The organism is Pseudarthrobacter sp. SSS035 (genome assembly GCF_023273875.1).
In the GTDB taxonomy this organism is placed as follows: domain Bacteria; phylum Actinomycetota; class Actinomycetes; order Actinomycetales; family Micrococcaceae; genus Arthrobacter.
This window is the reverse complement of the sequence record NZ_CP096882.1, coordinates 2,159,309-2,183,810: the sequence shown is the minus strand read 5'-3', so window position 1 is coordinate 2,183,810 and position 24,502 is coordinate 2,159,309. Positions and strand designations below refer to the sequence as shown.

Here is a 24,502-nt window from a genome sequence, read left to right as displayed (position 1 = left end):
GCCGGAGGGTCTCCCGGTTGGTACAACTGAAACTGATCTGGGGTTGGTTTTGAAAAAATTCGCGGCGCCCGCCGCTGTGGCTATGTTGTGCGCGCTCGCACTCGTATCCCCGGCCGCCGGCATGTATTCCGGCCCGCCGGAGAATGCGCCGTCCGTCCAGGCCGGTGCCTTGGGGCCGCGCACGGTGACGTTGGGACCGTCGGGAACAGCGGACGACGGCGGCGCACCCGACGTTGAGACCGGCACCGGTTCTCCACTCGCCCCAGCCGTGGAACCGGTGATCACACCGGCATCGCCCGCCGGGGAAGAAGGCACGCCAGGCACCGCAGGGGCGCCGCCGGCGGCGACGGTTGCTGCACCCGAGACCACCACGTCCGAACCAATTGCGCCCGAGCCGCCCTCCCTGCCACCTCTCTGGGCCCCCGAATCCGAACTGGCCCACAACAAAACCGCGGCCCCAGCCCCGCCAGCCTCGGCAACCGAATCCCTCACTACCGAATCCCTTGGCACCGAGGCCCTGGTGCCGGACAGCAACACGGCCGCCATCCTCACGGTTTTCAACGAAATCAACAAGTACCGGGTGTCCAAGGACCTGGCCCCGGTCAAGTACCACCCCACTGTGGCGAGCATGGCGCAGGAATGGTCCAACAGCATCGCGTCCCGGGACGTCATTGAGCACCGCGCCAGCTTCTGGACCGACCCCCGCGCCCTGAACCCCAACAGTGGCGGTGAGGTCATCGCCATCCGCACAGACCGCGACGCGGCGCAGCTGGTGGAGTGGTGGAAAAAGTCCGAGGGCCACAACGCCATGCTGCTTGACCCGCGCTTCAACGTCATGGGCGCCGGGATCTCCTACACGAACAATCTGTTCACCATCTGGGGCGTGGTGAACTTCTTCGGCTACACCACCCTGCCCGCCGGCACCGTCACGTCGCCCGGGGGCGGAGGCGCCTTCCCACCTCCGCCGCCGACCATGTGCGACCCGGCCGTCAAACACATGCCGCCCACCCTGGATTTGAGCAGCGCGGCGATCAACAGTGCCGCTGATCTGGTGACCATCAACGCCTCGGGCCAGCTCATCAACCGCCCCTCCACAGGGAACAGGACCTTTGGTGCTGCCAAGGTCATCGGCTCCGATTTCGGAACGGCCAAGGAAGTGTTCACCACGGACTGGGACCGCGACGGCGCCTATGACCTCCTGACCCAGTGGACAAACGGCGACCTGACCCTGCACCGAGGTATCGCCACCGGCGGGTTCCAGGCGTCGGTCACCCTGGGCAGTGGCGGCTGGGAAACCCTGACGCTGGCCGTCGGCGGCTGGTGCGCCAACAACCGGCTCCCCCAGCTGGTCGCCCTGGATACTGCCGGCAACCTCTACCTCTACCCAAACAAGGGTCTTGGGGATCTCTCCGCCCGCACCACCGTGGCCAGCGGCTTAGCGGCCAGGAAGCTGAGCATGGTGGATTATGACGCCGACGGTTTCCAGGATCTCCTGGCGATTAGGTTCGACGGTGGTGTGCAGCTTTACCGCGGAGCCGGCACTCCGGCGCCACGCGTCGAGGCCCGGCTCACCGTCGACTGGACTGATGTCACCGGGATCCGTCCACTCCGTGATGTCACGGCCCTGAACTCCACGGGAGTGGCACTCCGCCGGGCCAACGATGTGGTGCAGTACTGGGACCTGAGCAGCGGAAGCCTTGCGTCGCCGTCGAACATTACCGGCAGCTGGGCGGGCCAACGGCTTGCCCAGTAGCGGGCGTCCGCCAAGGGAGTCTTTGCCGCGAAACTTAGGCGGCCGTCCGCACTTCCAGGACGTCCTTGAGCCGCGCGAGCTGGGACACTTCGGCCTTGATGGTGCGCTGGATGCCGGTGTTCATCAGGCCCAGGAGGCCTTTGGGCTGGTACTCGAGTGCGAACCTGACGCGGGTGCCGGCCGGTTCGGTGCTGAGGTAGTACCCGCCGGTGGGCTGCGACGGTCCCGAGATCACACGGAACTGGATCTCGGCGCCCGGCCTGGCCTGCGTAATTTCAAAGTCGGCGGGGATGGTCCGTCCTGACCGGCCCGTGGTCGTCTGCCGGTACACGGCGCCCTTGGTTCCGGCGGCACCGGACATCAAGCCGATGCTGCGGATGCCCTTGCGCCATAGGGGAAGGTTCATTCCGTCCACCAGGAACGCGTACACGGTCATTGCGTCGCACCGGATAAGCACCTCGTGCTCTGCAAATACCATGGGAGTCCTTAGTTAGCGGCTGGTCAGGTGGTAGCCCGCCCCACCCCCATGACACTGCAGCTAACGGGTTCAGAGTAGCCACTCTGCCCGCCCCGGACCTAGCCACCGACGGCGCCGTTATTGAAGAGTTACTGGATGACGCGGCCGGTAGCGGCCATCCCGGCGGACACGGGTCCAGTGCTTGGTCACGGTTGCTGGCGCGTGAACGCATCTGCGCTAAGCTAAGTTCTGCCCCGCTCAAAACGGGGCGATGCGGCTGTAGCTCAATGGTAGAGCGCTAGCTTCCCAAGCTTGATACGCGGGTCCGATTCCCGTCAGCCGCTCCAATGTTTCCCACCACCGTTTTCGCTCCACAGCAGATGGCGCGCCGGCGCGGCGACTCCCACTCCATACGGCCATCACCCGGGGGCCGTTAGGCCCAGCCGTGTATCGTCAGAAGTCAGGAACCTCTTCGGTTCCGCTACAGGAGCAATCATGGCTGACAAGTCCCCGCGTCAAGCAGCATCCAAAAAAGCCGGCAAGTCCATCAAGGAAAAGCGCGCCGACAAGCGGGCCGCCGGAGCGCCTGCCACCTCCCTGGACATCACGTCCAAGGCCGCAAAAAAGAAGTGAGTGGCCAACAGAGCCACCTGACCCTCGGCGTCCTGGCGTCCACCCGGAAACCGGACGAACGCCGCCTCCCCATCCACCCCCTGCATTTCGAGCGGATCGCTCCGGAACTGCGCCAGCGCATCATCCTGGAGCAGGGCTATGGTGAGCGTTTCGGCGTCTCGGATGACCAACTCTCAACCCTCGTGGGCAAAATGGCCACCAAGGAAGCGCTGCTGGCGGAGGCCGACGTCGTACTCTTGCCCAAGCCACAGCCGGAGGACCTCGAGGAACTGCGCGACGGCCAGATCCTCTGGGGCTGGCCGCATTGTGTCCAGGACCGCGCCATCACCCAGCTGGCCATCGACAAGAAGCTCACGCTCATCGCCTTCGAAGCGATGAACCACTGGGCGAGCGACGGCGGTTTTGGGCTTCACGTGTTCCACAAGAACAACGAGCTGGCCGGCTACTGCTCGGTGCTTCATGCGCTCTCGCTCACCGGCTCCACGGGTGACTACGGCCGCCGGCTCAGTGCCGTGGTGATCGGCTTCGGCGCGACTGCCCGCGGCGCCGTGACCGCGCTGAACGCGCATGGGATCCACGACGTGCAGGTGCTGACCAACCGCGGAGTTGCGGCCGTTGGCGCCCCGATCCACTCGGTCAACATCGTCCAGTTTGATCACGACGACAAGGCCCCCTTCCTGAGCCAGGTCATCACCGAGCGGGGCCGGGTTCCGCTGGCGCCGTTCCTGGCCGAGAGCGACATCGTGGTCAACTGCACGCTGCAGGACCCGAACAATCCGCTGACGTATTTGCGGACTGAGGACCTCGCGGCGTTCAGCCCGGGCAGCCTGATCGTGGACGTTTCGTGCGACGAGGGAATGGGCTTCAGCTGGGCGCGGTCCACCACGTTCGCAGAACCGATGTTTACGATCGGCGACCACATCAACTATTACGCGGTGGACCACAGCCCGTCCTACCTCTGGAATTCCTCCAGCTGGGAGATCAGCCAGGCCCTGCTGCCCTTCCTTGAGACGGTCATCGGCGGCCCCGCGGAGTGGGACGGGAACGAAACCATTTCCCGCGCCATCGAAATCCGCGAAGGCGTGGTCCTCAACAAGGACGTGCTGGAGTTCCAGCGGCGCGAGGCCGAGTACCCGCACCTGCCGGCATAGGCTCTGCCGCTTTGGGCCGCGGCGTAGACGCCGCGGCCCAAAGCCTGCAGCCTTTCCCGCAGTGGTCCTTTACGCCGGGGCCACCCGGCGGACGATCCGCAGCGGGTGGCGGCGGTCCTTGAGGTCCACCCTGAGCGCCAGCGCGCCTTTTCGGGCCAGGACGACGGCGACAGTCACCGCGGCGAGCGCCGGCACCCCGCCGGACACCATCAGTGCCACGTGCGGGTCCACGTGCTCGGCGATCCACCCGAGCATGGGCCCGCCGATGGCCTGGCCGCCGATCAGCACCATGATGTACAGGCTCATGACCCGGCCCCGGATGCCCATGTTGGAGCTGATCTGGACCAGCTGGTTGGAGCCGGTGAGGAACATCAGGCACCAGAATCCGGACAGGACCATCACCACACTGAACCACACCAAGGACGGCGCCAGGGCGGCCAGGCACAGCATCAGGCCGTACATTCCGGCACAGAACACCACGGAGCGGAGCCGCAGCTGGCGGCGCCGCGTGGACGCGACAGCACCGGCCAACGCCCCCAGTGCCACCAGGGCGTTCAGCAGGCCATAGCCGCCGGCGCCGACGTCGAACACGTGGTCCGCGAACGCCGCGAGCAGGACGGGCAGGCTCATGGCGAAGACGGAGATGAAGCCGGCCATCAGCCACGGCCAGTAGATGGTGGGCTTGCTGAGCGCATACTGCAGTCCTTCCCGCAGCATGCCCTTCTTCTTGGGCGCGGGGGTGCTGACGAACAGCTGGTCCTTGCGCAGGAGCAGCAGCACGGCCACCGTGGAGCAGCACGCCAGCGCATTCGCGGCGAAGGCCCAGCCGGCGCCGACGGCGGTGAGCAACAGCCCCGCCAGTGCCGGACCGATCAGGCCACCCAGCTGGAACGTGGTGGAGTTGACGCTGATGGCGTTCCGGAGGTACTTGGGGCCCACCAGCTCGTTGACGAACACCTGGCGCGCGGGCTGATCCAGCACCGTGACCAGGCCCAGCAGGAGCGCGATGACGTACACGTGCCACACTTCGATGGCGCCGGTCAGGGCAAGCACGGCGAGCGCTGCGGCGAGGACCGCGGCCAGGCTCTGGCACAGGATGAGGATCCGGCGCTTGGCAAACCGGTCCGCCATCATGCCGCCCCACGGCCCCAACAGCAGCGACGGCATGAACTGCAGCGCTACGGTGATGCCCACGGCGGTGACGGAACCGGACAGTTCCAGCACCAGCCAGTCCTGGGCGATCCGCTGCATCCAGAGGGCGACGACGGCGACAAAGTGCCCGATCGCGAAGATGCGGAAATTGTGGACTTTCAGGGAGATAAACGTGTGCCGCCAGGGAAGGTGTTCACTGACGACGGCGATGGGTTGGGTCTGGGCGGAAGCGGCGGTAGCGGACGCGGAGGCGGAGTCGATGACGGGCTGGCTGACGGTTGCCGACGTTGGCGGTGGGGGTGCCACAGGGATGTCCTCAGGGAAGCGGGCGGACTGGGATGCTTCCCACGCTAGGCTGGTTCCTGGTGATTATGTAGCCCTATCTCGTCTATAACTACCATTACAAAGCGTAATAACGCCCACTCTGACGTGGGTGGACAGTCAGCCCGCAGCCAAAGGAGTCCACTGTGTACGAACCCACCCAGCTCCGTTCCTTCCTGGCCGTAGCCGAGACGCTCAGCTCCACCAAGGCCGCGGAGCGCCTGGGCCTGGCGCAGCCCACCGTCAGCCAGCATGTCCGCAAGCTGGAGACGGCGGCGAAGCGCATCCTCATCAGCAGGGACACCCGCGATGTCCGGCTCACGGACAACGGCGACGCGATGGCCGGCTTCGCCCGCACCATCCTTTCGGCCCACGATGCCGCCACACGTTACTTCTCCGGCTCGGCCATGCGGGGCCGGCTGCGGTTCGGCACGGCGGACGACCTGGCCATCACCGGCCTCCCCCGGATCCTTCGGGAGTTCCGCCAGGTCTATCCACAGATCAACCTGGAGCTCACCGTTGGCCAGAGCGACCAGCTGTATAAGAAACTCAATGCCGGCCAGCTGGACCTGGTGTTTGTGAAGTGGGTGGCTGGCGTCAAGGACGGCACCGTGGTCCAGCACGACACCTTTTCCTGGGTGGGGCTGGAACAGACGTCACTGGAGCCCGGGCATCCCGTACCGCTGATCTCCTACCCCTCCCCCAGCCTCAGCCGGAAGCTGGCCATCGATGCACTGGAATCAAGCGGCCGGACCTGGCGGATCACATGCACTACCCGGCAGATCAGTGGTGTCCTGGCGGCACTCCGGGCAGGCATCGGCGTGGCTGTGATGCCGACGTCGCTGGTTCCCGAAGACCTCAAGATCATCACCCGCCGGTTCGACCTGCCTCCAGTGGGCGATGTGGATTTCACCCTGATCCGGAACCCGCTGGCCAACGCCGAAGTGATCGATGCGCTGACCCAGACCATCGTCGGGCGGACGCTCAAGAAGTCGGTTTGACCGAATTTGCCGCAGGAATCAGGGCTGGAAACGAACCATTGAAGTAAAAGCCCGCCTCGCCTATGCTGGAATATCCATGGGTCAAGCAGTGGCCGGTTCAACACTACGAGTGCGCCATGCAGCCCATGATGCGGCCGCACTCGGGATAGGCAGCCAATGACGACAGCCGAGAACACCCATTTACACACTGTATATACCCAGCGACATAGCACCGCACGGCCGCTGGTCACGCATCATTCCAGCCACAACGCCGGTATTTCGCGGGCCGCCGAGTACGTCGGCAAGCCCACGTGCGACAAATGTGGCACGGATGAATTCATCTATCTCGAGTCCTACATTCCACCGGTTTACCGGCGTGACGGGGCGGTCAGGACACTGGGCGAAGTCGCCTACACCTGCACCCGTTGCGAAGATTTCTCCGCCCACAATGTTCCGGCATCGTGGACTCCCCCAGGCTGGTATCTGGGCTGATTACCTACGGTCTCCAGGCTCGCATCGCGCAGCCACCTGACTACTCAATTCAACAGCGAAGGCCCGGCAACCGCCCGAAGGCGGCCACCGGGCCTTTTTGTGTTTGCTGGGGGTTTCGGCCCGCCTAGTGTCGTGCGCCTGAAATTCGCTTCGTAATTATAGAATGGGGTATGGCGAACGTTGGACGGCCGAAGGCCCCTCTGGAACTGTCGGATGAAGAGCGGGAAACGCTGTCCCGGTGGGCCCGCAGAGCGAAATCGGCACAGGCGCTGGCCACGCGATCGAAGATCGTGCTGGGCAGCGCCGAGGGACTGAGCAACGTGGAGGTGGGCGCCCGGTGCGGAGTGGAACCTCATACCGTGGCGAAGTGGCGGCGCCGCTTCCTGGAGCGCCGGCTGGACGGGCTGGTTGATGATCCCAGGCCCGGCCGTCCTGCCAGCATCACCAGCGATCAGGTCGAGGATGTCGTGGTGGCGACGCTGGAATCGACGCCGAAGAACGCCACGCACTGGTCACGGGCGAAGATGGCAGAGCGGTCGGGGCTGTCGAAGTCAACGATTGGGCGGATCTGGAAGGCGTTCGAACTCAAACCCCACCGCGCCGACGGGTTCAAGCTCTCCAACGACCCCCTCTTCGTGGAGAAGGTCTATGACGTCGTGGGACTCTACCTCAACCCGCCCGAATCCGCGGTGGTGCTATCCGTGGATGAGTTATGCGAAGCTTCGCATAACTCGTCTGATGTGAAGTCATCGGTTATGTGAAGTTTGTCGGTGTTTGAGGTGGTGAGCGGCTTGACGGGCGCCGACTTCTTCGCATAACCGAGGTCTCCTTGATTGGTCATGGTATTCAATCAAGGAGGTTGATCGTTGATGTCTGACGTTAGCGAGTTGACGGCCCAAGCGGCCGCGTTCATGGTGCAGGCCGGCTACTCGCCTGGCTCTCGCGCCAGCTACCAGCGGGTGTGGAATCAGTTCGGGGAGTACTGCGCCGAAAGCGGGATTCGACATCCGGATCGGGAGGCCGCTGCTCGGTTCTGCGTGGCTGCCGGCGCGGATGGCGTTGAGCAGTGGCAGGTGTTCTGCCGCCGGGCGGTGGGCTGCTTGTTCGATGTGGCAGAGACGGGCCGGTTTGCGTTGCGGGCCGGGCGTGGGAAGATCCCGGTGCCCGAGGTGTTCACGGCGGAGTTCGAGGTGTATGCCGCGCAGTTGGCGGGATGCGGGCTGGCCGAGGCGACCATCCGCGGCAAGACCGGGATGCTGCGCCGGTTCTTGGCGTTCCTGGCGGATTTGGGGGTGCCGGAGGTGGCGGCGCTCAGCGTCCTGGACGTGTCCGCCTACGTCCGCTCGCTGGCGCCGATGGCCGCCTTCAGTCGCGCGGGCCAGCTGTATTTCCTGCGCGAGTATCTGCGGTTCGCGGTGCGACAGCACGGCGCCGATCCTGCCCTGGGCTCCATGTTCCCGGTGATCGTCACCGACAAGGACGCGGTCCTGCCTTCGGTCTACCGGCGGGGCGAGGTCGCCGGGGCCTTGGCGGAGGCCGGGAGCGCGTCCGAGTCACCGCTGCGGGACAGGGTGGTGATGCTGCTCGCCTCGCTGCTGGGGATGCGATCGGGAGACATCAAGGGACTGCGGTTCGACCAGATCGACTGGGCGAACCGGCGGCTGTCCTTGATCCAGCATAAGAGCGGCCAGCGGCTCGACCTGCCACTTCCGGAGGAATGCGCGCTGGCGATCATCGACTACTGGAAGAACGAGCGCCGGCAGGTCGAGGATCCGCACCTGCTGGTGCGCCAAAGAGCCCCGCACCAACCGCCCACGGCGGGCAACCACTTTCACCAGGTGGTTGCCGGGTGCTTCGACCGTGCTGGGGTCGAGACAGCTGGCAGGCACCGCGGCCTGCACTCATTGCGGCATTCTGTCGCGGTCGGGATGCTCGAGGCTGGGACACCTTATCCGGTGATCGGCGCTGTGCTGGGCCATGCCAATGCGAACACCACTCGCAGATATCTCAGGGTCAACGTCGCCGACCTTCGCCCGTTGGCGTTGGAGGTGCCCAATGGCCGTTGAGATCATTCCCGACGGGGCGTTCCCAGAGTTGTTCAGCGAGTTCGTCGAGTACAAGAGGAACCTGGGCTACGTCTATCCGAAAAGCCGCCTCTACCTCGTCAGGCGCCTGTCGAGATTCCTCGCCGGGCAAGACGGAGACGAGCGGGTGCTGACCAGGGACGCGGTCGAGGTCTTCGTCCGGCCGGGCGATGGAGAGTCCACTGGGTCGATCGCGGGCCGGCGCGGTATCGTCCGTCAGTTCGCCTTGTTCCTCCGGTGGAAGGGAATCGAGGCATGGGTGCTGCCGGACCGAGTGCGGCCGCGCCAATCCAGCGCGTTCATTCCCCGGATCATTACGGCTGACGAGATGGCCCGGATCATCGCCTGCGCCGACGCTCGTCCCGCATCGCGGTGCGGACCGCAAACCCAGCCGGTCTACGCGATGGTTGTCCGCTTGCTGTGGTGCTGCGGGCTGCGGATCGGCGAGACGCTGTCTCTGCGGATCGGCGACGTGGACCTGGCCGATGCCGTCATCACCGTCCACAAAGCGAAGCACAACCGGACCAGGTTGGTGCCGATGTCCGAGTCTTTGGCGGCATACGCCCGCCGCTACGTGGTTGCTGTCGGCCTTATCCCCGAAGATCGGGGGGCGTGGTTCTTCCCCTCCCCACGAGGCGGGCGCTACAACCCGGGCTCGGTCACCGCGCACATTCAGGGGTTGATGCTCCAAGCGGACGTCACTACCGCCTCGGGTCGTGCTCCGCGTTCTCATGACCTGAGGCATTCGTATGCGGTGGCCTGCCTGGGGAAGATGCAGGCCTCCGGGGTGGACGTTTACGCGGCACTGCCTTTGCTGGCGACCTATATGGGACACGCCGACATCGTCTCAGCGGAGTATTACCTGCGCCTCGACCCGTCAGCCTGGGGCAGCATCGATCAGGTCATGGAAGGCGCCTACGCGGGCGTATTCCCCAACGAGGAGGTGTGAGATGGCTGCCGCCCGCCCTTTCGCCGACATGCTGGCCCGGTTCCTCACCGTCCACCTGCCCGTCACCCGGGACTGTTCCAGGAACACCATCTCCGCCTATCGGGACGCGTTCACGCTGTTCCTGCGGTTCATGGAAGACCGGTTGGCGATCCCGCCGGACAGGGTCTCCTTCACAGACTTCACCACGCCGAACGTGGCGGCCTTCCTCGATTGGCTGCGCACCGACAGGGGCTGCTCCTCCGCCACCGCCAACCAGCGCCTGGCGGCGTTGAAATCGTTCTTCCGATACGTTCAAACCGAAGCCCCCGAGCAAATCGCACAGGCCCAACAAGTCTTCAGCCTCAAAGCCGCCCAAGCTCCCGAGCCCGCCATAGACTACCTGCCCCTGGAAGCGATCGGGCTGCTGCTGGAGCACGCCAAACGTCGCGGACCGCGCGACCTGGCGCTGCTGACGACCCTTTACGACACCGCGGCCAGAGTCCAGGAAGCCTGCGATCTGTCATATGCCGATCTTCATCTCGAGAAACCCGCCAGCGCGACTCTCACCGGAAAGGGCCGCAAAACCAGGGTCGTTCCACTGACACAACAGGCCGCCGTGATCCTTGCCCAGCACGTCGGCACACTGCCTCAAGACCCCTCCGGTCCGGTGTTTGCCAACAGAGCCAATCAACGGCTGGGACGCGCCGGCGCCGCTTACATACTCGCCAAAAGCGCCCAGGCCGCGCACGCCGACCGTCCCGAACTCGTCCCCACGACCGTTTCGCCCCATGTCCTGCGCCATTCGAAGGCCATGCATCTACTGGAAAACGGCGTCAATCTGATCTACATCCGCGACATACTCGGCCACGCCTCCGTCATCACCACCGAGATCTACGCCAAAGCCAGCCCGGAAATGAAACGCCAAGCCATCGAAGCAGCCGCCGCGAAGGTACTCGGAACAAGCAACTACGACCAGACCGCCCGGCGGGATCTGCTGGCCTGGCTCCGCCAAGCGATCTGAATCCACCTGTTATGCCAAGAAGTCGGCGCCCGTCAAGCCGCTCACCACCCCAAACACCGACAAACTTCACATAACCGATGACTTCACATCAGACGAGAAGTCCCAGGTCCAAGCGCTGGCCCGGTCCCAGCCGGCCTTCCCGATGATGCCCGGCATGCCGGAGAGGCGCACACACGACTACGTCCGACACGGAACGACAACCCTGTTCGCGGCACTGAACACCGCGGACGGGTCCGTGATCTCCAGCCTGCACCGCAAACACCGGGCCATCGAGTTCAGGAAGTTCCTGGCCAAGATCGACAGTCAGGTCCCCGAGGGTCTGGACGTGCATCTGATCTGCGACAACTACCAAACCCACAAGACACCCGTTGTGAAGACATGGCTGCAGAACCACCCGCGTTTCCACATGCATTTCACACCGACCTACTCATCCTGGCTGAACCAGGTCGAGCGGTTCTTTGGCTTCGTCACCGAGGACCTGCTGCGACGCAGCGATCACCGCAGCGTCCAGGCGCTCGAGTCCGACATCCGCAAGTGGGTCAGCGAATGGAACACCAACCCCACACCCTTCACCTGGACCAAAACAGCAGAACAGATCCTCGAATCCATCGGAAGACTTCTGAACCGAATTTCAGGCGCAGGACACTAGATCAGCCCATCGGAAAGGTGGTTCGGGGTGCCGAAGCGGTGGGCCGTGATGCTGATGGCCTGCTCGTGCAGGAACGGCAGCAGCTCTACCCGTCCGGCCTCCGTGACCGCGTGGGCGTAGATCGCCAGGTCCGGGCGCCCGTCCGTGGCCTCGGCGAGGGCGGTGGCGTCGCCGCCGATCAGGCGGATCCGCGCGCCGGACAGTTTGCCCGCCGCCGCGAGGCGTGCCGCCGAAGCCAGCCAGCCGGCGTCCGACTCCACAGTGACCGAAATGTCCAGCCCGGTGAGCACGGTGCGCAGCTGTGCGGGAAGGTCGACGGCGGTGGACACGGTCAGTGCTGAGCCGGCCAGGACACCGGCCGCGACGGTCCGCACGAGGTGGGCCAGCAGGGCACCTTCGGAGAGCCGCACAGTGACCGGCAGCGCGCGGTAGCGGAAGATGTTCCGTTCCGCGCTCAGGCCGGAAACGTCCTTGGCGGTGCCGAACTCGTCGGCCCAGGCCAGGGCATCGGACCCGAGGGAGCGCTGCAGCGACTCAATCTCAGCCGGCTGCAGTTCGCCTGCGGCGGCGTTCTGGATGCGGCCCACGCCCGCGTTGGTGACGGCCCGCGTGACTGACGCGTCCGCGCTGACCCAGTCGCCGAGGCCGGCGAGGTAGTTGGGTCCGCCGGCCTTGGTTCCGGCGCCGACGGCGGATTTCTTCCAGCCGCCGAAGGGCTGGCGCTGCACGATGGCGCCGGTGATGCCGCGGTTCACGTAGAGGTTGCCGGCCTGGACGGAGTCCAGCCAGGTGCCGAGCTCGTCCGGGTTCAGGGAGTGCAGGCCGGCGGTGAGGCCGTATTCGATCTGGTTCTGGATGGAGATGGCCTCTTCGAGCGTGTCAGCGGTCATGACGCCGAGGACCGGTCCGAAGAATTCCGTGAGGTGGAAGTATGATCCGCGGCGGACGCCGTAGCGTACGCCGGGGCTCCACAGGCGGCCGGTTTCGTCGAGCTTCTTCGGTTCCACGGCCCAGGTTTCGCCTTCGCCCAGGGTGGTGAGCGCGTTCAGGAGCTTGCCGTTGGCGGGCTCGATGATGGGGCCCATCTGGCTGGTGGGGTCCTGCGGGTAACCCACCTTCAGCGAGGTGACGGCGTCGACGAGCTGGTTGTGGAAGCGCTTGGACTTGGCAACAGAGCCCACCAGGATCACCAGTGATGCTGCCGAGCACTTCTGGCCGGCATGGCCGAACGCGGAGTACGCCACGTCCTTGGCGGCCAGGTCCAGATCCGCGCTCGGCGTGACGATGATGGCGTTTTTGCCGCTCGTCTCGGCCAGCAGCGGCAGGTCCTTGCGGAAGGAGCGGAACAGCTCGGCGGTCTCGTAGCCGCCGGTCAGGATCACGCGGTCCACGGACGGGTGGGAGATCAGCTGCTGGCCGAGTTCACGCTCTCCGAGCTGGACCATGGTCAGCACGTCGCGCGGGACACCGGCTTCCCAGAGTGCTTCGATCATCACGGCACCGCTGCGGCGGGCCTGCTTCGCGGGTTTGATCACGACGGCGGAGCCGGCGGCGAGTGCCGCGAGGGTGGACCCTGCCGGGATGGCCACCGGGAAGTTCCACGGCGGGGTCACCACGGTGAGTTTGGCTGGGACGAACGTGGCGCCGTCGACCTTTTCCAGCTGCCGGGCGGACTCGGCGTAGTAGTGGGCGAAGTCCACGGCTTCGCTGACCTCGGGATCGCCCTGGTCGATGGTTTTGCCGGTTTCGCTGGCCATGACCTCCAGGAGGTCGGCGCGGCGGGCTTCGAGGACGTCGCCGGCGCGGTGCAGGATCTCGGCGCGCTCGTCGCCGGTCAGGGCGCCCCAGGCCTTGCCCTTCTCGACGGCGGTGGCGATGACGGTGTTGAGGGTATCCGCGTCACTGATGGTGGCGGCGTCGACGGCGGCGTTGCCCAGCGTGGAGGTCGGGACACGGTCCAGGATGGCCCGGCCCCAGGTGCGGTTGGCGGGCAGCGACGGGTCGGTGTCCGCGGTGTTCGCGAACGTGTCACGCGGCAGGGGCTGCGGCGGGAGGCTGCGGTTCTGCTGCCGGTTGGCCGGGGGGACCTCGTCGTCGAGCGTGTCCAGGGAGGCGAGGAAGCGCTGCTTCTCGCGCTCGAACAGCACTTCGTTTTCACTGAGTTCAAACACGGCGGACATGAAGTTGTCCTGGCTGGCGCCCTCTTCGAGGCGGCGGATCAGGTAGGCGATGGCGACGTCGAACTCGGCCGGGTGCACCACCGGGGTGTACAGCAGCAGCGAGCCGACGTCCTTCTTGACCGCTTCAGCCTGGCCCTGCGCCATGCCGAGCAGCATCTCGAATTCGATGCCGGACTCCACGCCGCGCTGCTTCGCGAGCAGCCAGGCGAAGGCGATGTCGAAGAGGTTGTGGCCGGCCACGCCGATCCGGACGTTGTTGATCCGGTCCGGGTGCAGCGAGTAGTTGATGACGCGCTTGTAGTTGGTGTCCGAATCCTGTTTGGTGTGCCAGGTGGCCAGCGGCCAGTCGTGCAGCGAGGATTCCACGTGTTCCATGGGCAGGTTGGCGCCCTTGACCACACGGACCTTGATCGCGGCTCCGCCGTTGGCGCGGCGTTCGGCGGCCCAGTCCTGCAGGCGGATCATGGCGGAAAGGGCGTCGGGCAGGTAGGCCTGCAGCACGATGCCGGCTTCCAGGTTCTTGAACTCGGGCTTCTCCAGGATCCTGGTGAAGACCGCGATGGTCATGTCCAGGTCCTTGTATTCCTCCATGTCCAGGTTGATGAACTTGGCCTTCTTCGCCGCGCCAGCGCCTGACGCAGCGCCCGCGAAGGACGCGGCCTTGGTGAACAGCGGGGTGAGCTTCTCGACCACGTGCTCCACGGCCTCCTCGAAAGCCCAGGCTGAGTGCGGGGCCACGGTGGAGGAAACCTTGATGGAGACGTAGTCCACGTCCGGGCGGGCCAGGAGCGTGTGCGTCCCCGCGAGCCGGCGGGAAGCCTCGTGTTCGCCGAGGACGGCCTCGCCGAGGAGGTTCACGTTGAGCTTGATGCCGTCCTTGCGGATCTTGGCGATGGCCGGGCCCAGCTTGGCGTCGGTGGCGTCGACGATCAGGTGGCCCACCATTTCGCGGAGCACGCGGCGGGCGATCGGGATGACCACCTGCGGCAGGACCGGGGCCATGGTGCCGCCGAGGCGGACGGCGCTGCGCATGTACCAGGGCAAGAACGCCGGGACCTTGGGCGCCAGGGCGGCGAGGTTGCGGGCAGCCACATGCAGGTCTTCGGGACGGACCACGCCGTCCACGAAGCCAACGGTGAAGTCCAGGCCGTTCGGGTCCTTCAGCACACCGGCGAGCTGCTCGGCCGAGGCGTCAACGGGAACTTTGGAAGCCTCGGTCAGCCAGCGGCGCACCAGGGTGATGGTGTCCGCCGCGAGGGCACGGGCCTGCGGGACGTCTGTCTGTCCGGTGGCTTCCGTTGCAGTGTGAGTCATGGTTTGCTCGTTCTTTCCTTGGTGTGGAAGGGGTCTTATCCACCAGTATGAGCTTGCAATCACATAAGATAAAGCGATGTTTTCTAAGCAATACAGGTTAGGAAAACCAATGCTTTGACCGCCCCCTAAACACGAGTTGCCCTATCACGTTTGGTTCCTAAAACGTGGGTTTAGGGACCAAAAGTGATAGGGCAACGTGCAAGGGGGGTCAGGTGAGGGGGCGGTGCATCTCCACGATCTCCTCGTGCCGCGGACTGTCCGGGTTCATCAGGGAGTGCTTGCGGCCGTAGAAGAAGTAGATGGCCAGGCCGATAACCAGCCAGACGCCGAAGCGCATCCAGGTCTCCCAGTGCAGCTGGAACATGAGGAAGGCGGACGCCAGCACACCGAAGGCCGGAATAACGGGCATCAGCGGCAGGCGGAAGGTGCGTGGAGCGTCCGGCTTCTTGTAGCGGAACACGATCACGGCGAAGCAGACGACGACGAACGCGGCCAGGATGCCAATGTTGGTGAGGTCCGCGACGGCCTTGATGGGGAACACGCCGGCCAGCAGGGCGGAGGCGACGCCGGCAATCCAGGTAACGCGCTGCGGGGTTCCGTGCCGGTCCGTCTTGGCGAACCAGCCTGGCAGCAGGCCATCGCGGCTCATGGAGAACCAGACACGCGTGACGCCCAGGAGGAAGGTCAGCATCACCGTGAGGATGGACAGGACAGCGAAGACCGAAATGATGGTGGCGATGACTGGCAGACCCACGCCGGTGAAGGCGGAAGCGAAGCCGGCCTTGGGGTCGATGTCCTTGTAGTTCTGCATGCCGGTCAGGACGAGGGTGGCAGCGACGTAGAGCAGCATGGCGATGATCAGCGAAAGGATGATGGCCTTCGGCATGTGCTTCTTGCCGTCGGTTGCCTCTTCCGCCGCGGTACTCATGGCGTCGTACCCGAACACCGCGAAGAAGACGGTCGCGGCACCGGCCAGGACCGGCCCAAAGCCGCTGGGCATAAACGGGTTGTAGTTGTTGGTGTCGATGTAGAAAACGCCGAGGCCGATAATGAACAGGATCAGGATGACCTTGATGGCCACGGCTACGAGTTCAAAACGGCCGAATGCCTTGGTGCCGCGGGACAGGATCCAGGTCACCAGGAGGCAGACCACGATGGCGGGAATGTTGACGATGCCGCCCTTGCCCTCATCCGGCGTGGACGTCATCCAGACAGGCATGTTAACGCCGATTCCCGACAGGAAGGCATCGAAGTACCCCGAAATGCCAATGGCCACCACGGCCACAATGGCAATGTATTCGAGCAGCAGGTCCCAGCCGATGAACCATCCAATCACCTCACCCAGAGCAACGTAGCCGTAGGTGTAGGCGGACCCTGCGCGCGGAATCATGCCTGCAAACTCGGCGTAGGACAGGGCAGCCGCGGCGGATGCGAGACCAGCGACAAGGAACGAGATCAGCACCGCTGGCCCCACCCCCGGGTTTCCTTCACTGCCCGCCGCCACCAGGCCCGCGAGGGAGAAGATTCCGACGCCGATGATGCCGCCGACACCAATGGCGGTGAGCTGCCAGAGCCCGAGGGACTTGAACAGCCCGCTGTGCTTGTTTTCTTCTTCGATGTCGTCGATGGGCTTGCGCCGCATAATCGACTGGGACATATCTCTTGTGCTCATCAGGAACTCCTGCGTGGGGTGCGGCCCCATCGCGGCGCCCCGGCGAGGGGCTGTGACGGGGGTAACTCAGGTACACCAGTATGCAAGCGCAATTGCATTAGATAAAGTGACTACTTCTAACCTATATTCATTAGATTCATCAAGGAATGTGGCCATGCTCGATGTCCGGCGCCTGCGGCTTCTCCGCGAACTGAAAATCCGGGGCACCTTGGCGGAGGTGGCGGAGGCACTGCAGTACAGCCCGTCGTCGGTCTCCCAGCAGCTTGCCCTGCTGGAAAAGGAAGTGGGCGTGGAGCTGCTCCGGAAGACGGGGCGGCGCGTGCAGCTGACGCCCCAAGCTGAAGTCCTGGTGGCCCACACCGCCCAGCTGCTCGAAACCATGGAGCAGGCGGAAGCAGACCTGGCGGCGTCGCTGACCACTGTCACGGGAACCGTCCGGATCGCGGTGTTCCAGTCCGCGGCCCTGGCGCTGATGCCGGACACGCTCTCGCGGATGACGGCGGAGTACCCGGAGGTCCGGATTGAAATGATCCAGCGCGAACCCGAAACGGCACTTCATGAGACGTGGGCGCGCGATTTTGACCTGGTCATCGCCGAACAGTATCCGGGCCACGCCGCCCCGCGTTACCCGGAGCTGGACCGCATCAAGCTGACCACTGACGCGATCCGGCTGGCCGTTCCGCCCGCCGCTCCCGGCCGGCCGCCCATCACGTCGCTGGAAGATACTGCCGCGCTGCCCTGGGTTATGGAGCCCCGCGGCGCGGCCTCCCGGCACTGGGCGGAGCAGGCCTGCCGGAGTGCCGGGTTCGAACCCGATGTGCGCTTCGAAACTGCCGATCTCCAGGCGCAGATCAGGCTGATCGAGTCCGGAAATGCCGTGGCGCTGATGCCGGACCTCGTCTGGACCGGCCGCGGCACCACCGCCCAGCTGCTGGACCTGCCGGGCAACCCGCACCGCACCGTGTTCACATCCGTGCGCCGCTCCAGCGCGCAGCGGCCGGCCATCCTCGCCGCCCGCGAGACGCTGGCCGCCACCGCCACCTCAGTAGCAAGGACGGACGACGGCGGCGCATCCAGTTAGGTGCCGGATCGCCCGGTCACGTGCGGGTAGGCGGGGAAACAGCTTCCGCCGGCATGTTTAGTGCGTCACAGCGCGATCCGGGTGCCGACGCTAGACTGGGCGGGTTATGAATCGCACAATGTTCAAGTCCAAAATCCACCGGGCCACCGTCACGCATGCCGACCTGCACTACGTAGGATCGGTCACCGTTGACCTGGACCTGCTGGATGCTGCCGATATCCTTCCTGGCGAGCTCGTGGCCATCGTGGACGTGACCAACGGTGCGCGCCTGGAGACCTACACCATCGCCGGCGAGCGCGGCTCCGGTGTCATCGGCATCAACGGGGCAGCAGCCCACCTGATGCACGAGAACGACATCGTTATCCTCATCACCTATGCCCAGATGACCACGGAAGAGGCCCATGCCTACACCCCGAAGGTCATCCATGTGGATGAGGACAACAAGATTGTCCAGATCGGAAACGACCCCGCCGAGTGCCACACGCCCGGCCTGATGCGTCCGCCGTTCGCCCTGAACAACGCCGCCCTGTAGCCGGAGCGTGAGTCCGGGCAGACCCCGCCGCCGCAGCCTTGGAGGCTTTTCTTGGTAGGCGTGCTGCAGGGCTTCTTTGTTGTCTGGTTCATCATCATGGTGGGCTGGTTTGTGGGCCGCCAACGGATCCTGGGCGACAACGCCCGCCAGGTCCTCAGTGGCCTGACCTTCTTTGTGGCCAGCCCTGCACTCCTCTTCGAGACGCTCAGCAAGGCGCAGCTGCGGGAAGTCTTCGCGGAACCGCTGCTGGTCACGGCGGTGTCCGCCGTCTGCACCGCCCTTGTCTTCTTCAGCATCGTGAAGTTCGTCCTCAAGCGCGCCTTGCCGGAAGCACTGATGTCCTCGATGGCCGCTTCCCTGGCCAACTCCGCGAACCTCGGTATTCCCATCGCGGTATATGTTCTGGGCGACGCCAGTTACGTGGCACCGCTGCTGATCTTCCAGCTGGCGTTCTTCACTCCGATTTTCCTGATGATCCTGGACGCCAGTACCAGCTCACACCGCACCACGCCCTGGGGATTCATTCTGATGATCCTGCGGAACCCGATGATTGTTGGCTCGGGCCTGGGCCTGCTGGTGGCGGGGACCGGTTGGGAGGTTCCGCCGCTGCTTCTGGAGCCGATCCACCTCATTGGCGGTGCCGCGATTCCGGCCATGCTGATCGCCTTCGGCATGAGCCTGAACGGCAGCCGGCCGTTGCAGGCCGCCGCCGGCAGGCGCGTGGACACCCTCCTGGCCAGTGCCTTCAAACTGGTGGTCCAGCCGGCCATCGCGTACGTTTTTGCCCGCTTCGCCCTGGGTATGGACGGCCCCGCCCTGTTCGCGGCCGTGGTGGTGGCATCCCTCCCCACGGCGCAGAACGTCTTTGTTGCGGCCAGCCGCTACCAGACCGGCCTCACCGTGGCCAAGGACACCGTCCTGATCACCACGGTGGTGGCGGTACCCGCCATGATCGGCGTCGCGCTGCTGCTCAACTGACCGGCGCGAACGGACAGTTGGGGCCCTCCCGGCCGGGCCTCAAGTGTACGTTCGCGCGCGGCTACGTCCTTTTGGCCTCTGGCTTGTGCCGGTCCAGGATCCGGGTGCAGCGGATGAACCCCAGGTGCGAGTAGGCCTGAGGGTGGTTCCCCAGGTGCGTCTCCGTGCTGGGATCGTATTCCTCGGGCAGCAGGCCGGTGGGCCCAAAAAGGTTCACCAACTGGTCGAACAAGTCCCAGGCCTCCTCGATCCTGCCCACCGCAACGTAAGCCTCAATCAGCCAGGTGGTGCAGATGTGGAAGCCGCCCTCCAAACCCGGCAGGCCGTCGTCGTACCTGTACCGGAACACGGTGGGGCCCACCCGCAGTTCCCTCTCCACGGCGGTGACGGTGTCCAGGAACCGCTGGTCAGTGACATCCAGCAGGCCGGAGAGCCCGATGTGGAGGACGGCTGCATCCAGGTCGGGGCTGTCGTAGGCCACCGTGTAGGACGCGGCCGAGTCATCCCAGCCTTCGCGCAGGACTTCCTCCCGGATGATCCGGGCCGTGGGTTCCCACGCCGGATCCGGCGTCCTGCCGTGCCGGTCGGCGGTCCGCAGTGCGCGGTCCAGCGTCACCCAGCACATCACCTTGGTGTAGACGTGGTGCCGCGGCGGCCGCCGGGCTTCCCAGATGCCGTGGTCAGGCTCGTGCCACCGGGCCAGGACGGCGGCCGCCATCTGCACCAACAGGTCCCAGTGGCCGCCCTCAAGGCCACCATTCCGTGAGCTGACGCCGTGGATCAGTTCGGCCACCGGTCCGAAGACGTCCAGCTGGACCTGGTGGTCCGCGGCGTTGCCGATCCGGACCGGCCGGGACCCCGCATACCCGGGCAGGCTGTCGATGACGGCCTCCGTGGACAGCGGCGCCCCCGTCACCGAGTACAGCGGATGCAGCCATTCCGGGCCCGGCGCATGTTCAAGGATCCGGCCCAGCCAGCTCAGGAAACCGGCCGCCTCGGCCGTGGAGCCCAGGTCCACCAGCGCGTTCACCGTCATGGACCCGTCCCGCAGCCAGCAGTAGCGGTAATCCCAGTTCCGTGTGCCGCCGATTCCTTCGGGCAGCGACGTGGTGGGCGCGGCCAGCACGGCACCCGTGGGCTCGTGCACGAGTGCCCGGAGTACCAGCGCCGAGCGGCGGACCAGCGATGGCTTCACCGAGGGCAGCTCCAGTTCCTGCACCCAGCGGCGGGAGTGGAGCGCCACCCCCGCCCGCCGTTCCGTCTCCCCGCCGGGGTCCGCCAACGCAGGCTCGGTGTCGCCGCAGCGCAGGTTGAGGACCACAGGCCCGTCCTGGAGGTTGACCGAAGCGGTGGCGGTGGCGTGGAGGCCGTCCGAGGTGATGGTGAAACTGACGCCTGGCGCAAACAGGAAAATGGGATCGGAGGTCCCCACCACATGGAGTTCATCGCCCCGGGCTTCCATGCTGAACGGCGCGTTGGCGTAATCCGGCCGGGGCGCGAAGACGATCTTGGCGCCGCCGGTGCCGGAGAGTACCCGGACCAGGCTGGTGATCCCGGCCGGTGCCGGCTCCAGGTAGTCCGTGACGGTCACGTCCGCCCAGCGCGTCTCCACGATCATGGTGCTGTCCACGTAGCGCTGGCCCAGAACCTGCGAAGACTTGAGCGGCTCAACGGAGAAATGCCCGGCGGCGTCGCCGCCCAGGATGTGGGCGAACAGCGACCCTGAATCCGGGAGCGGGTGGCTCATCCAGCAGACCTTGGCATCCGGCGTGACCAAAGCGGTGGAGGATCCGTTGCCAATCATCGTGTGGCGCTCGAGCCCCACGGCGTCCTCGCCGAAAAGCCAGGCCCGCCGCAGCTCGAACAGGAGGGCAAGGACGCGGGCGAAGGATTCCGGATCCCGCAGCCGGTGGGAAGCACGGGTCTCCCCCGGCCCCACGCGTAACCCCAGGTCCGGGCCGCGGAGCGTGGCGATGGCCAGTTCGTCGCTGTGGGCGTCCCCGGCGTACAGCGCAGCACTCGCGCCCAGCCGGGACCGGAGATTTTCCAGGGCGTCTGCCTTGGCCGGTTCCAATACCGAGAGGTCCAGGACCGAACCGTCCACGATGAAGAACAGCCCGTGGGCCCTGGCCATCTCCCGCGCCGTTTCCGTCACCACCTGCACCACAGCCGGCGAGGCCGGCCGGGTGTGCACGGACACGGCCACCGGCTTCCGCTCGATCCAGATGCCCTCCTGGAAACCCACGGCCTCAGAAAGCGCGATGCCTACCTTGTGGAGAGTGGCTTCGGTGGCGAGGTCCTGGACGTGGGCGAAGGCCATGTCCGACTCCGCGCCGTGCGATCCGATGAGATGCACCTCCGCGGGCAGCCGTGACACAGCGGCGAGGTCACGCAGCGAGCGCCCCGAGATGACGGCGGCATGGGTGTTGGGCAGGGCGGCCAGGGCGCGGAGCGCGATCGCGGCGCTCCCCAGGGGAAGGGTCTCGGTGGAGATTCCCTCCGCGTCGCACAGTGTTCCGCCGTAGTTGCAGGCCACCAGCAGCCCGGGGACACGGGCGAGGACCTTCAGTTCGGCCAGGAGGGTGGGGGTGAAACCTTCGTCCGCCAGGTCCGACTGGATGAACGTCCGCAGCAGGCCCAGCGGCAGCGATCCGGTCAGCAGGGCGGAATCCGCCACGCTCTGGTTCAACGGCGTAGCCATGCGTGCACTCCTTCAGCAGAGCCTGGCCCGGAAAGGCCGGAGGGGCCGTATCCCATGTTTCCGCCGGGTGGTTTCGCCTGAATGTCCCGGCTATTGCCACCATGTAAAGTCCGACGGCGGGACCCACCCGCCGCCGCCGGCGTCGCTTCACGTCGTGTCACGCAGCCTCGCGTCATGTCGTGTCACGCAGGGCGGGCTTTAACGCCCGACGACGGCGCCCCACCGCGCAAATCCGCGGCAGGGCGCCGTCGTGCTTTCCAAATGGCTGCCGTGCGTGACGCCGGTCCGTTGGCATCAGCGTCAGCCCGCCACGGTCACCCGGCGGTCAGCGTTACCATCGTGAAGCCGCCCGGGGCCACCGTGACGCGTCCGGACGTGCTGCCGGCGCTGTCGTTGGAGCCCTTGACCGGCTGGCCGGCGGAATCGTACTGGCGCTGGACCAGCACAAAGCCTTCCGGCACGGCCAACTCCTGGACCGTGACGGACTTGGCCGCGCTGACGTACAGCGTGGACTCGCCGCCGGAACCGGAGACCCGCACCGTGGAGATCAGCGGCTGGACCAGGAGTGCGTCCAGTGCCGCGTGGCCGTCGGTGCCGGCGGTGACCGACGTCAGTCCGGCAGCCAGGGAGCGCCTGAGCGTGAGCGGGATGAGGATGCCGGGGGCGTCGGTGATGCCCTGCGCCCCTGCCCCGCCGTTGGCCGTGGTGCCCAGCGGTCCCTTGGCCGAGGTCCAGGTGGTGGTGCCCGAGGGCGCAATTGCCTGGTTCACGATGGGGAAGATGTTGCTGGGCTGGTCCGTTGCCGGCAACGGGATGGAGAGGCTGCCGCCGGCGTTCAGGTCGACATATGCCCCGCCGGATATATTCGCTTCGCCGGTCCAGGACGACGGCGGGCGGACCACGGTGCCGTTGCCCGTGATGGTACCGGCTTCGGCTTCCACCACGTTGAGCCCGTTGGTCCCTTCGGTCACGCTGATCCCCAAGGCCTTGGCCCGGAGTTCCGGGTCGGCGTCGAGGGCCAGCATGGTCAGCAGGGCATGGATGGTGGATTCGGCGCCGGAGTTGGGGTTGATCCGGCCGTCCGTTTCGATCCCGTCGATGGCCGTGCCGGTGGCCGGGTTGTACGCGGGGGCGCCGTTGGGGTTGGCGCCGAAGAACCAGCCGGCAGCGATGGCCGCTACGTCCAGGAGGCCCGGGGCGTCAGCGGCTTCCGCCGTCGCCACCAGGCTTTGGACGCGGGAGTCCACGCCGTACGCGATCTGCGCCTCGCCGGGAGCGGGGCTCCAGGCGTTGTCCGGTCCGCCTGCTGCGAGCAGCTGCGGCGTGAACTGCGCGGTGTCCTTCACGGCTGCCGTCAGCAGGTCGGGCCGGTCCAGGACAGTGGACGCGGTGGCCACAGCGGCCGGGGCCATGCCGCCCCACGCATGCCAGAGGCTCTGGGACTTGTTCCACGGCATGATCGCGCCGAACGGCCATTGCGTGGCCGATCCGGAAGACATCGCCGCCACGCCCTCGCTCAGCCGGGACAGCGCCGTGGTGGCCACGGCATCGGACGGAACGGTCTCCACATAAGCGGCCAGGCCCAGCACGGCCTCGGCGGAGGCATCCGCGCCGCCGGCGATCAGCCAGGCCGGGACCTTGACGCCGTCGGCGGTGTCGAACGTGCCGTACTTGGCGAGGGACTGGCGGTTCAGGGCTCCCAGGGACAGGTGCAGCCGGTCCTGCAGGAACGCGGCGAACTCCGGATCGGACTCGGCAAACCCGGCGAAGCCTTCGCCGAGGGCCCACACCGTGCGGGCCAGCCAGTATGATTCCGCGGAGTCGGACGGATCCGGCAGTTCCACGGGAATGGCGCTGGGGTTCAGGCTGCCATCCGTCTGCTGCCAGAGGATGACGTTGCCGGCGTTCCGGCCGTCCACCGTTTGCAGGTAGGTGAGCGTACGGAGGTTCTGGAAGGCGTGCTCCTTGCTCGCCGGGTCCCCGGTCTGCTTCCAGTGCCGCAGGTATACAACGGCGGTGCGGGCAATATCGTCCGCGTTGTAGGCGCCCTGGGTCCAGTCACCCGTGGCCGGGTCCAGGTCCCCGCCGCCCACACGGTCATAACTGCCGTCGTCGTTCTTGTCGGCGTAGGTCCACGGCGCTTCCGCTTCGGGGTCCTGCTCCAGCTGGTAGGTGGTGTGCCCGGCCACCGGAGCCAGCGGAACCGTGTCCAGCAGGAAGTCCAGGTGGTCCAGGTTGGTCAGGCTCCCGCCGTCGGCCAATGCGGGTGCCAGGACGGGTGCCGCCGGTGCAGTGTGCGCAGTGGCGGACGACGGCGGCGCGGCAGGGGCCGCCGTGACGGCACCTGCCTGCAGCGAAACAGCCAGCAGGGAAACGGCCACCGCCGTCACCACCGGCCGTGTGGCCTTCGGTGAAGCCAGCAC

Annotated in this window: 18 protein-coding genes, 1 tRNA gene and 1 pseudogene; 14 read left to right on the top strand and 6 right to left on the bottom strand. The window is 66.1% G+C overall.

Translation table 11 applies throughout. The annotated features are described in order from the left end of the window. Nucleotides 1-49 precede the first annotated feature (49 nt). Entirely contained in the window at nucleotides 50-1,753 is a 1,704-nt protein-coding gene (locus MUN23_RS10005; protein WP_371876012.1) for a CAP domain-containing protein, read from the top strand. A gap of 34 nt (nucleotides 1,754-1,787) precedes the next feature. Here the strand turns inward: MUN23_RS10005 and MUN23_RS10000 are convergent, their stop codons facing one another. Next, nucleotides 1,788-2,231: an SRPBCC family protein gene (locus tag MUN23_RS10000; RefSeq protein WP_248763644.1), complete on the bottom strand. Its 444-nt coding sequence runs from the start codon at nucleotides 2,229-2,231 to the stop codon at nucleotides 1,788-1,790. A gap of 252 nt (nucleotides 2,232-2,483) precedes the next feature. Here MUN23_RS10000 and MUN23_RS09995 point away from each other — a divergent pair. From MUN23_RS09995 to MUN23_RS09985, 3 genes are all read left to right on the top strand, one after another. Continuing rightward, a tRNA-Gly gene (locus MUN23_RS09995) sits at nucleotides 2,484-2,557 on the top strand. A 148-nt stretch (nucleotides 2,558-2,705) separates the two neighbouring features. Continuing rightward, nucleotides 2,706-2,843 carry a hypothetical protein gene (locus MUN23_RS09990; protein ID WP_167349828.1) on the top strand — a complete coding sequence of 46 codons (138 nt, stop codon included), beginning with the start codon at nucleotides 2,706-2,708 and terminating at the stop codon, nucleotides 2,841-2,843. Continuing rightward, a complete protein-coding gene (locus tag MUN23_RS09985) occupies nucleotides 2,840-3,994 on the top strand; it encodes a N(5)-(carboxyethyl)ornithine synthase (protein ID WP_248763642.1) in 1,155 nt (384 codons plus the stop codon). Before MUN23_RS09990 ends, MUN23_RS09985 begins: the two co-directional genes overlap by 4 nt. Nucleotides 3,995-4,063: 69 nt before the next feature. Here the strand turns inward: MUN23_RS09985 and MUN23_RS09980 are convergent, their stop codons facing one another. Beyond that, complete coding sequence (locus MUN23_RS09980) at nucleotides 4,064-5,452, bottom strand: MFS transporter (protein WP_248763641.1); 1,389 nt, start codon at nucleotides 5,450-5,452, stop codon at nucleotides 4,064-4,066. Nucleotides 5,453-5,613: 161 nt separating this feature from the next. Between MUN23_RS09980 and MUN23_RS09975 the strand changes: the two genes are divergently transcribed. From MUN23_RS09975 to MUN23_RS09945, 7 genes and pseudogenes are all read left to right on the top strand, one after another. Continuing rightward, a complete protein-coding gene (locus MUN23_RS09975) occupies nucleotides 5,614-6,468 on the top strand; it encodes a LysR substrate-binding domain-containing protein (RefSeq protein WP_248763640.1) in 855 nt (284 codons plus the stop codon). 156 nt (nucleotides 6,469-6,624) lie between these two features. Continuing rightward, nucleotides 6,625-6,939 (top strand): hypothetical protein, encoded by a 315-nt coding sequence (locus tag MUN23_RS09970; protein WP_248763639.1) that lies wholly within the window; start codon nucleotides 6,625-6,627, stop codon nucleotides 6,937-6,939. A 170-nt stretch (nucleotides 6,940-7,109) separates the two neighbouring features. Continuing rightward, on the top strand, nucleotides 7,110-7,700 hold the full coding sequence (locus tag MUN23_RS09965; protein ID WP_248763638.1) for an IS630 family transposase: 591 nt from the start codon (nucleotides 7,110-7,112) through the stop codon (nucleotides 7,698-7,700). 108 nt (nucleotides 7,701-7,808) lie between these two features. Further along, the gene (locus MUN23_RS09960) at nucleotides 7,809-9,005 is read left to right on the top strand and encodes a tyrosine-type recombinase/integrase (protein ID WP_248759916.1); all 1,197 of its coding nucleotides are present in this window, start codon (nucleotides 7,809-7,811) and stop codon (nucleotides 9,003-9,005) included. Continuing rightward, on the top strand, nucleotides 8,995-9,972 hold the full coding sequence (locus tag MUN23_RS09955; RefSeq protein WP_248759918.1) for a tyrosine-type recombinase/integrase: 978 nt from the start codon (nucleotides 8,995-8,997) through the stop codon (nucleotides 9,970-9,972). Before MUN23_RS09960 ends, MUN23_RS09955 begins: the two co-directional genes overlap by 11 nt. A gap of 1 nt (nucleotide 9,973) precedes the next feature. Continuing rightward, the gene (locus MUN23_RS09950; RefSeq protein WP_248763637.1) at nucleotides 9,974-10,972 is read left to right on the top strand and encodes a tyrosine-type recombinase/integrase; all 999 of its coding nucleotides are present in this window, start codon (nucleotides 9,974-9,976) and stop codon (nucleotides 10,970-10,972) included. A 91-nt stretch (nucleotides 10,973-11,063) separates the two neighbouring features. Further along, nucleotides 11,064-11,621: pseudogene (locus MUN23_RS09945) on the top strand (IS630 family transposase); the annotation flags it as partial. On the opposite strand, the gene MUN23_RS09940 reads toward MUN23_RS09945, so the two are convergent. Both MUN23_RS09940 and MUN23_RS09935 read right to left on the bottom strand, forming a co-directional pair. Further along, nucleotides 11,618-15,115 carry a bifunctional proline dehydrogenase/L-glutamate gamma-semialdehyde dehydrogenase gene (locus MUN23_RS09940; protein ID WP_248763636.1) on the bottom strand — a complete coding sequence of 1,166 codons (3,498 nt, stop codon included), beginning with the start codon at nucleotides 15,113-15,115 and terminating at the stop codon, nucleotides 11,618-11,620. The pseudogene MUN23_RS09945 and the gene MUN23_RS09940 sit on opposite strands and share 4 nt — an antisense overlap. Before the next feature lie 208 nt (nucleotides 15,116-15,323). Beyond that, nucleotides 15,324-16,787: an amino acid permease gene (locus tag MUN23_RS09935; RefSeq protein ID WP_248763634.1), complete on the bottom strand. Its 1,464-nt coding sequence runs from the start codon at nucleotides 16,785-16,787 to the stop codon at nucleotides 15,324-15,326. Nucleotides 16,788-16,941: 154 nt separating this feature from the next. Here MUN23_RS09935 and MUN23_RS09930 point away from each other — a divergent pair, with 154 nt between their 5' ends. From MUN23_RS09930 to MUN23_RS09920, 3 genes are all read left to right on the top strand, one after another. After that, complete coding sequence (locus MUN23_RS09930; RefSeq protein WP_248763632.1) at nucleotides 16,942-17,868, top strand: LysR substrate-binding domain-containing protein; 927 nt, start codon at nucleotides 16,942-16,944, stop codon at nucleotides 17,866-17,868. A gap of 106 nt (nucleotides 17,869-17,974) precedes the next feature. Further along, nucleotides 17,975-18,400: an aspartate 1-decarboxylase gene (panD, locus tag MUN23_RS09925; RefSeq protein ID WP_248763631.1), complete on the top strand. Its 426-nt coding sequence runs from the start codon at nucleotides 17,975-17,977 to the stop codon at nucleotides 18,398-18,400. A 51-nt stretch (nucleotides 18,401-18,451) separates the two neighbouring features. Then, complete coding sequence (locus MUN23_RS09920) at nucleotides 18,452-19,378, top strand: AEC family transporter (protein ID WP_248763629.1); 927 nt, start codon at nucleotides 18,452-18,454, stop codon at nucleotides 19,376-19,378. A gap of 61 nt (nucleotides 19,379-19,439) precedes the next feature. Here MUN23_RS09920 and MUN23_RS09915 read toward each other — a convergent pair whose 3' ends face one another. Beyond that, on the bottom strand, nucleotides 19,440-22,079 hold the full coding sequence (locus MUN23_RS09915; RefSeq protein WP_248763627.1) for a trehalase-like domain-containing protein: 2,640 nt from the start codon (nucleotides 22,077-22,079) through the stop codon (nucleotides 19,440-19,442). Nucleotides 22,080-22,393: 314 nt separating this feature from the next. Beyond that, on the bottom strand, nucleotides 22,394-24,502 hold the full coding sequence (locus tag MUN23_RS09910) for a hypothetical protein (RefSeq protein WP_248763625.1): 2,109 nt from the start codon (nucleotides 24,500-24,502) through the stop codon (nucleotides 22,394-22,396).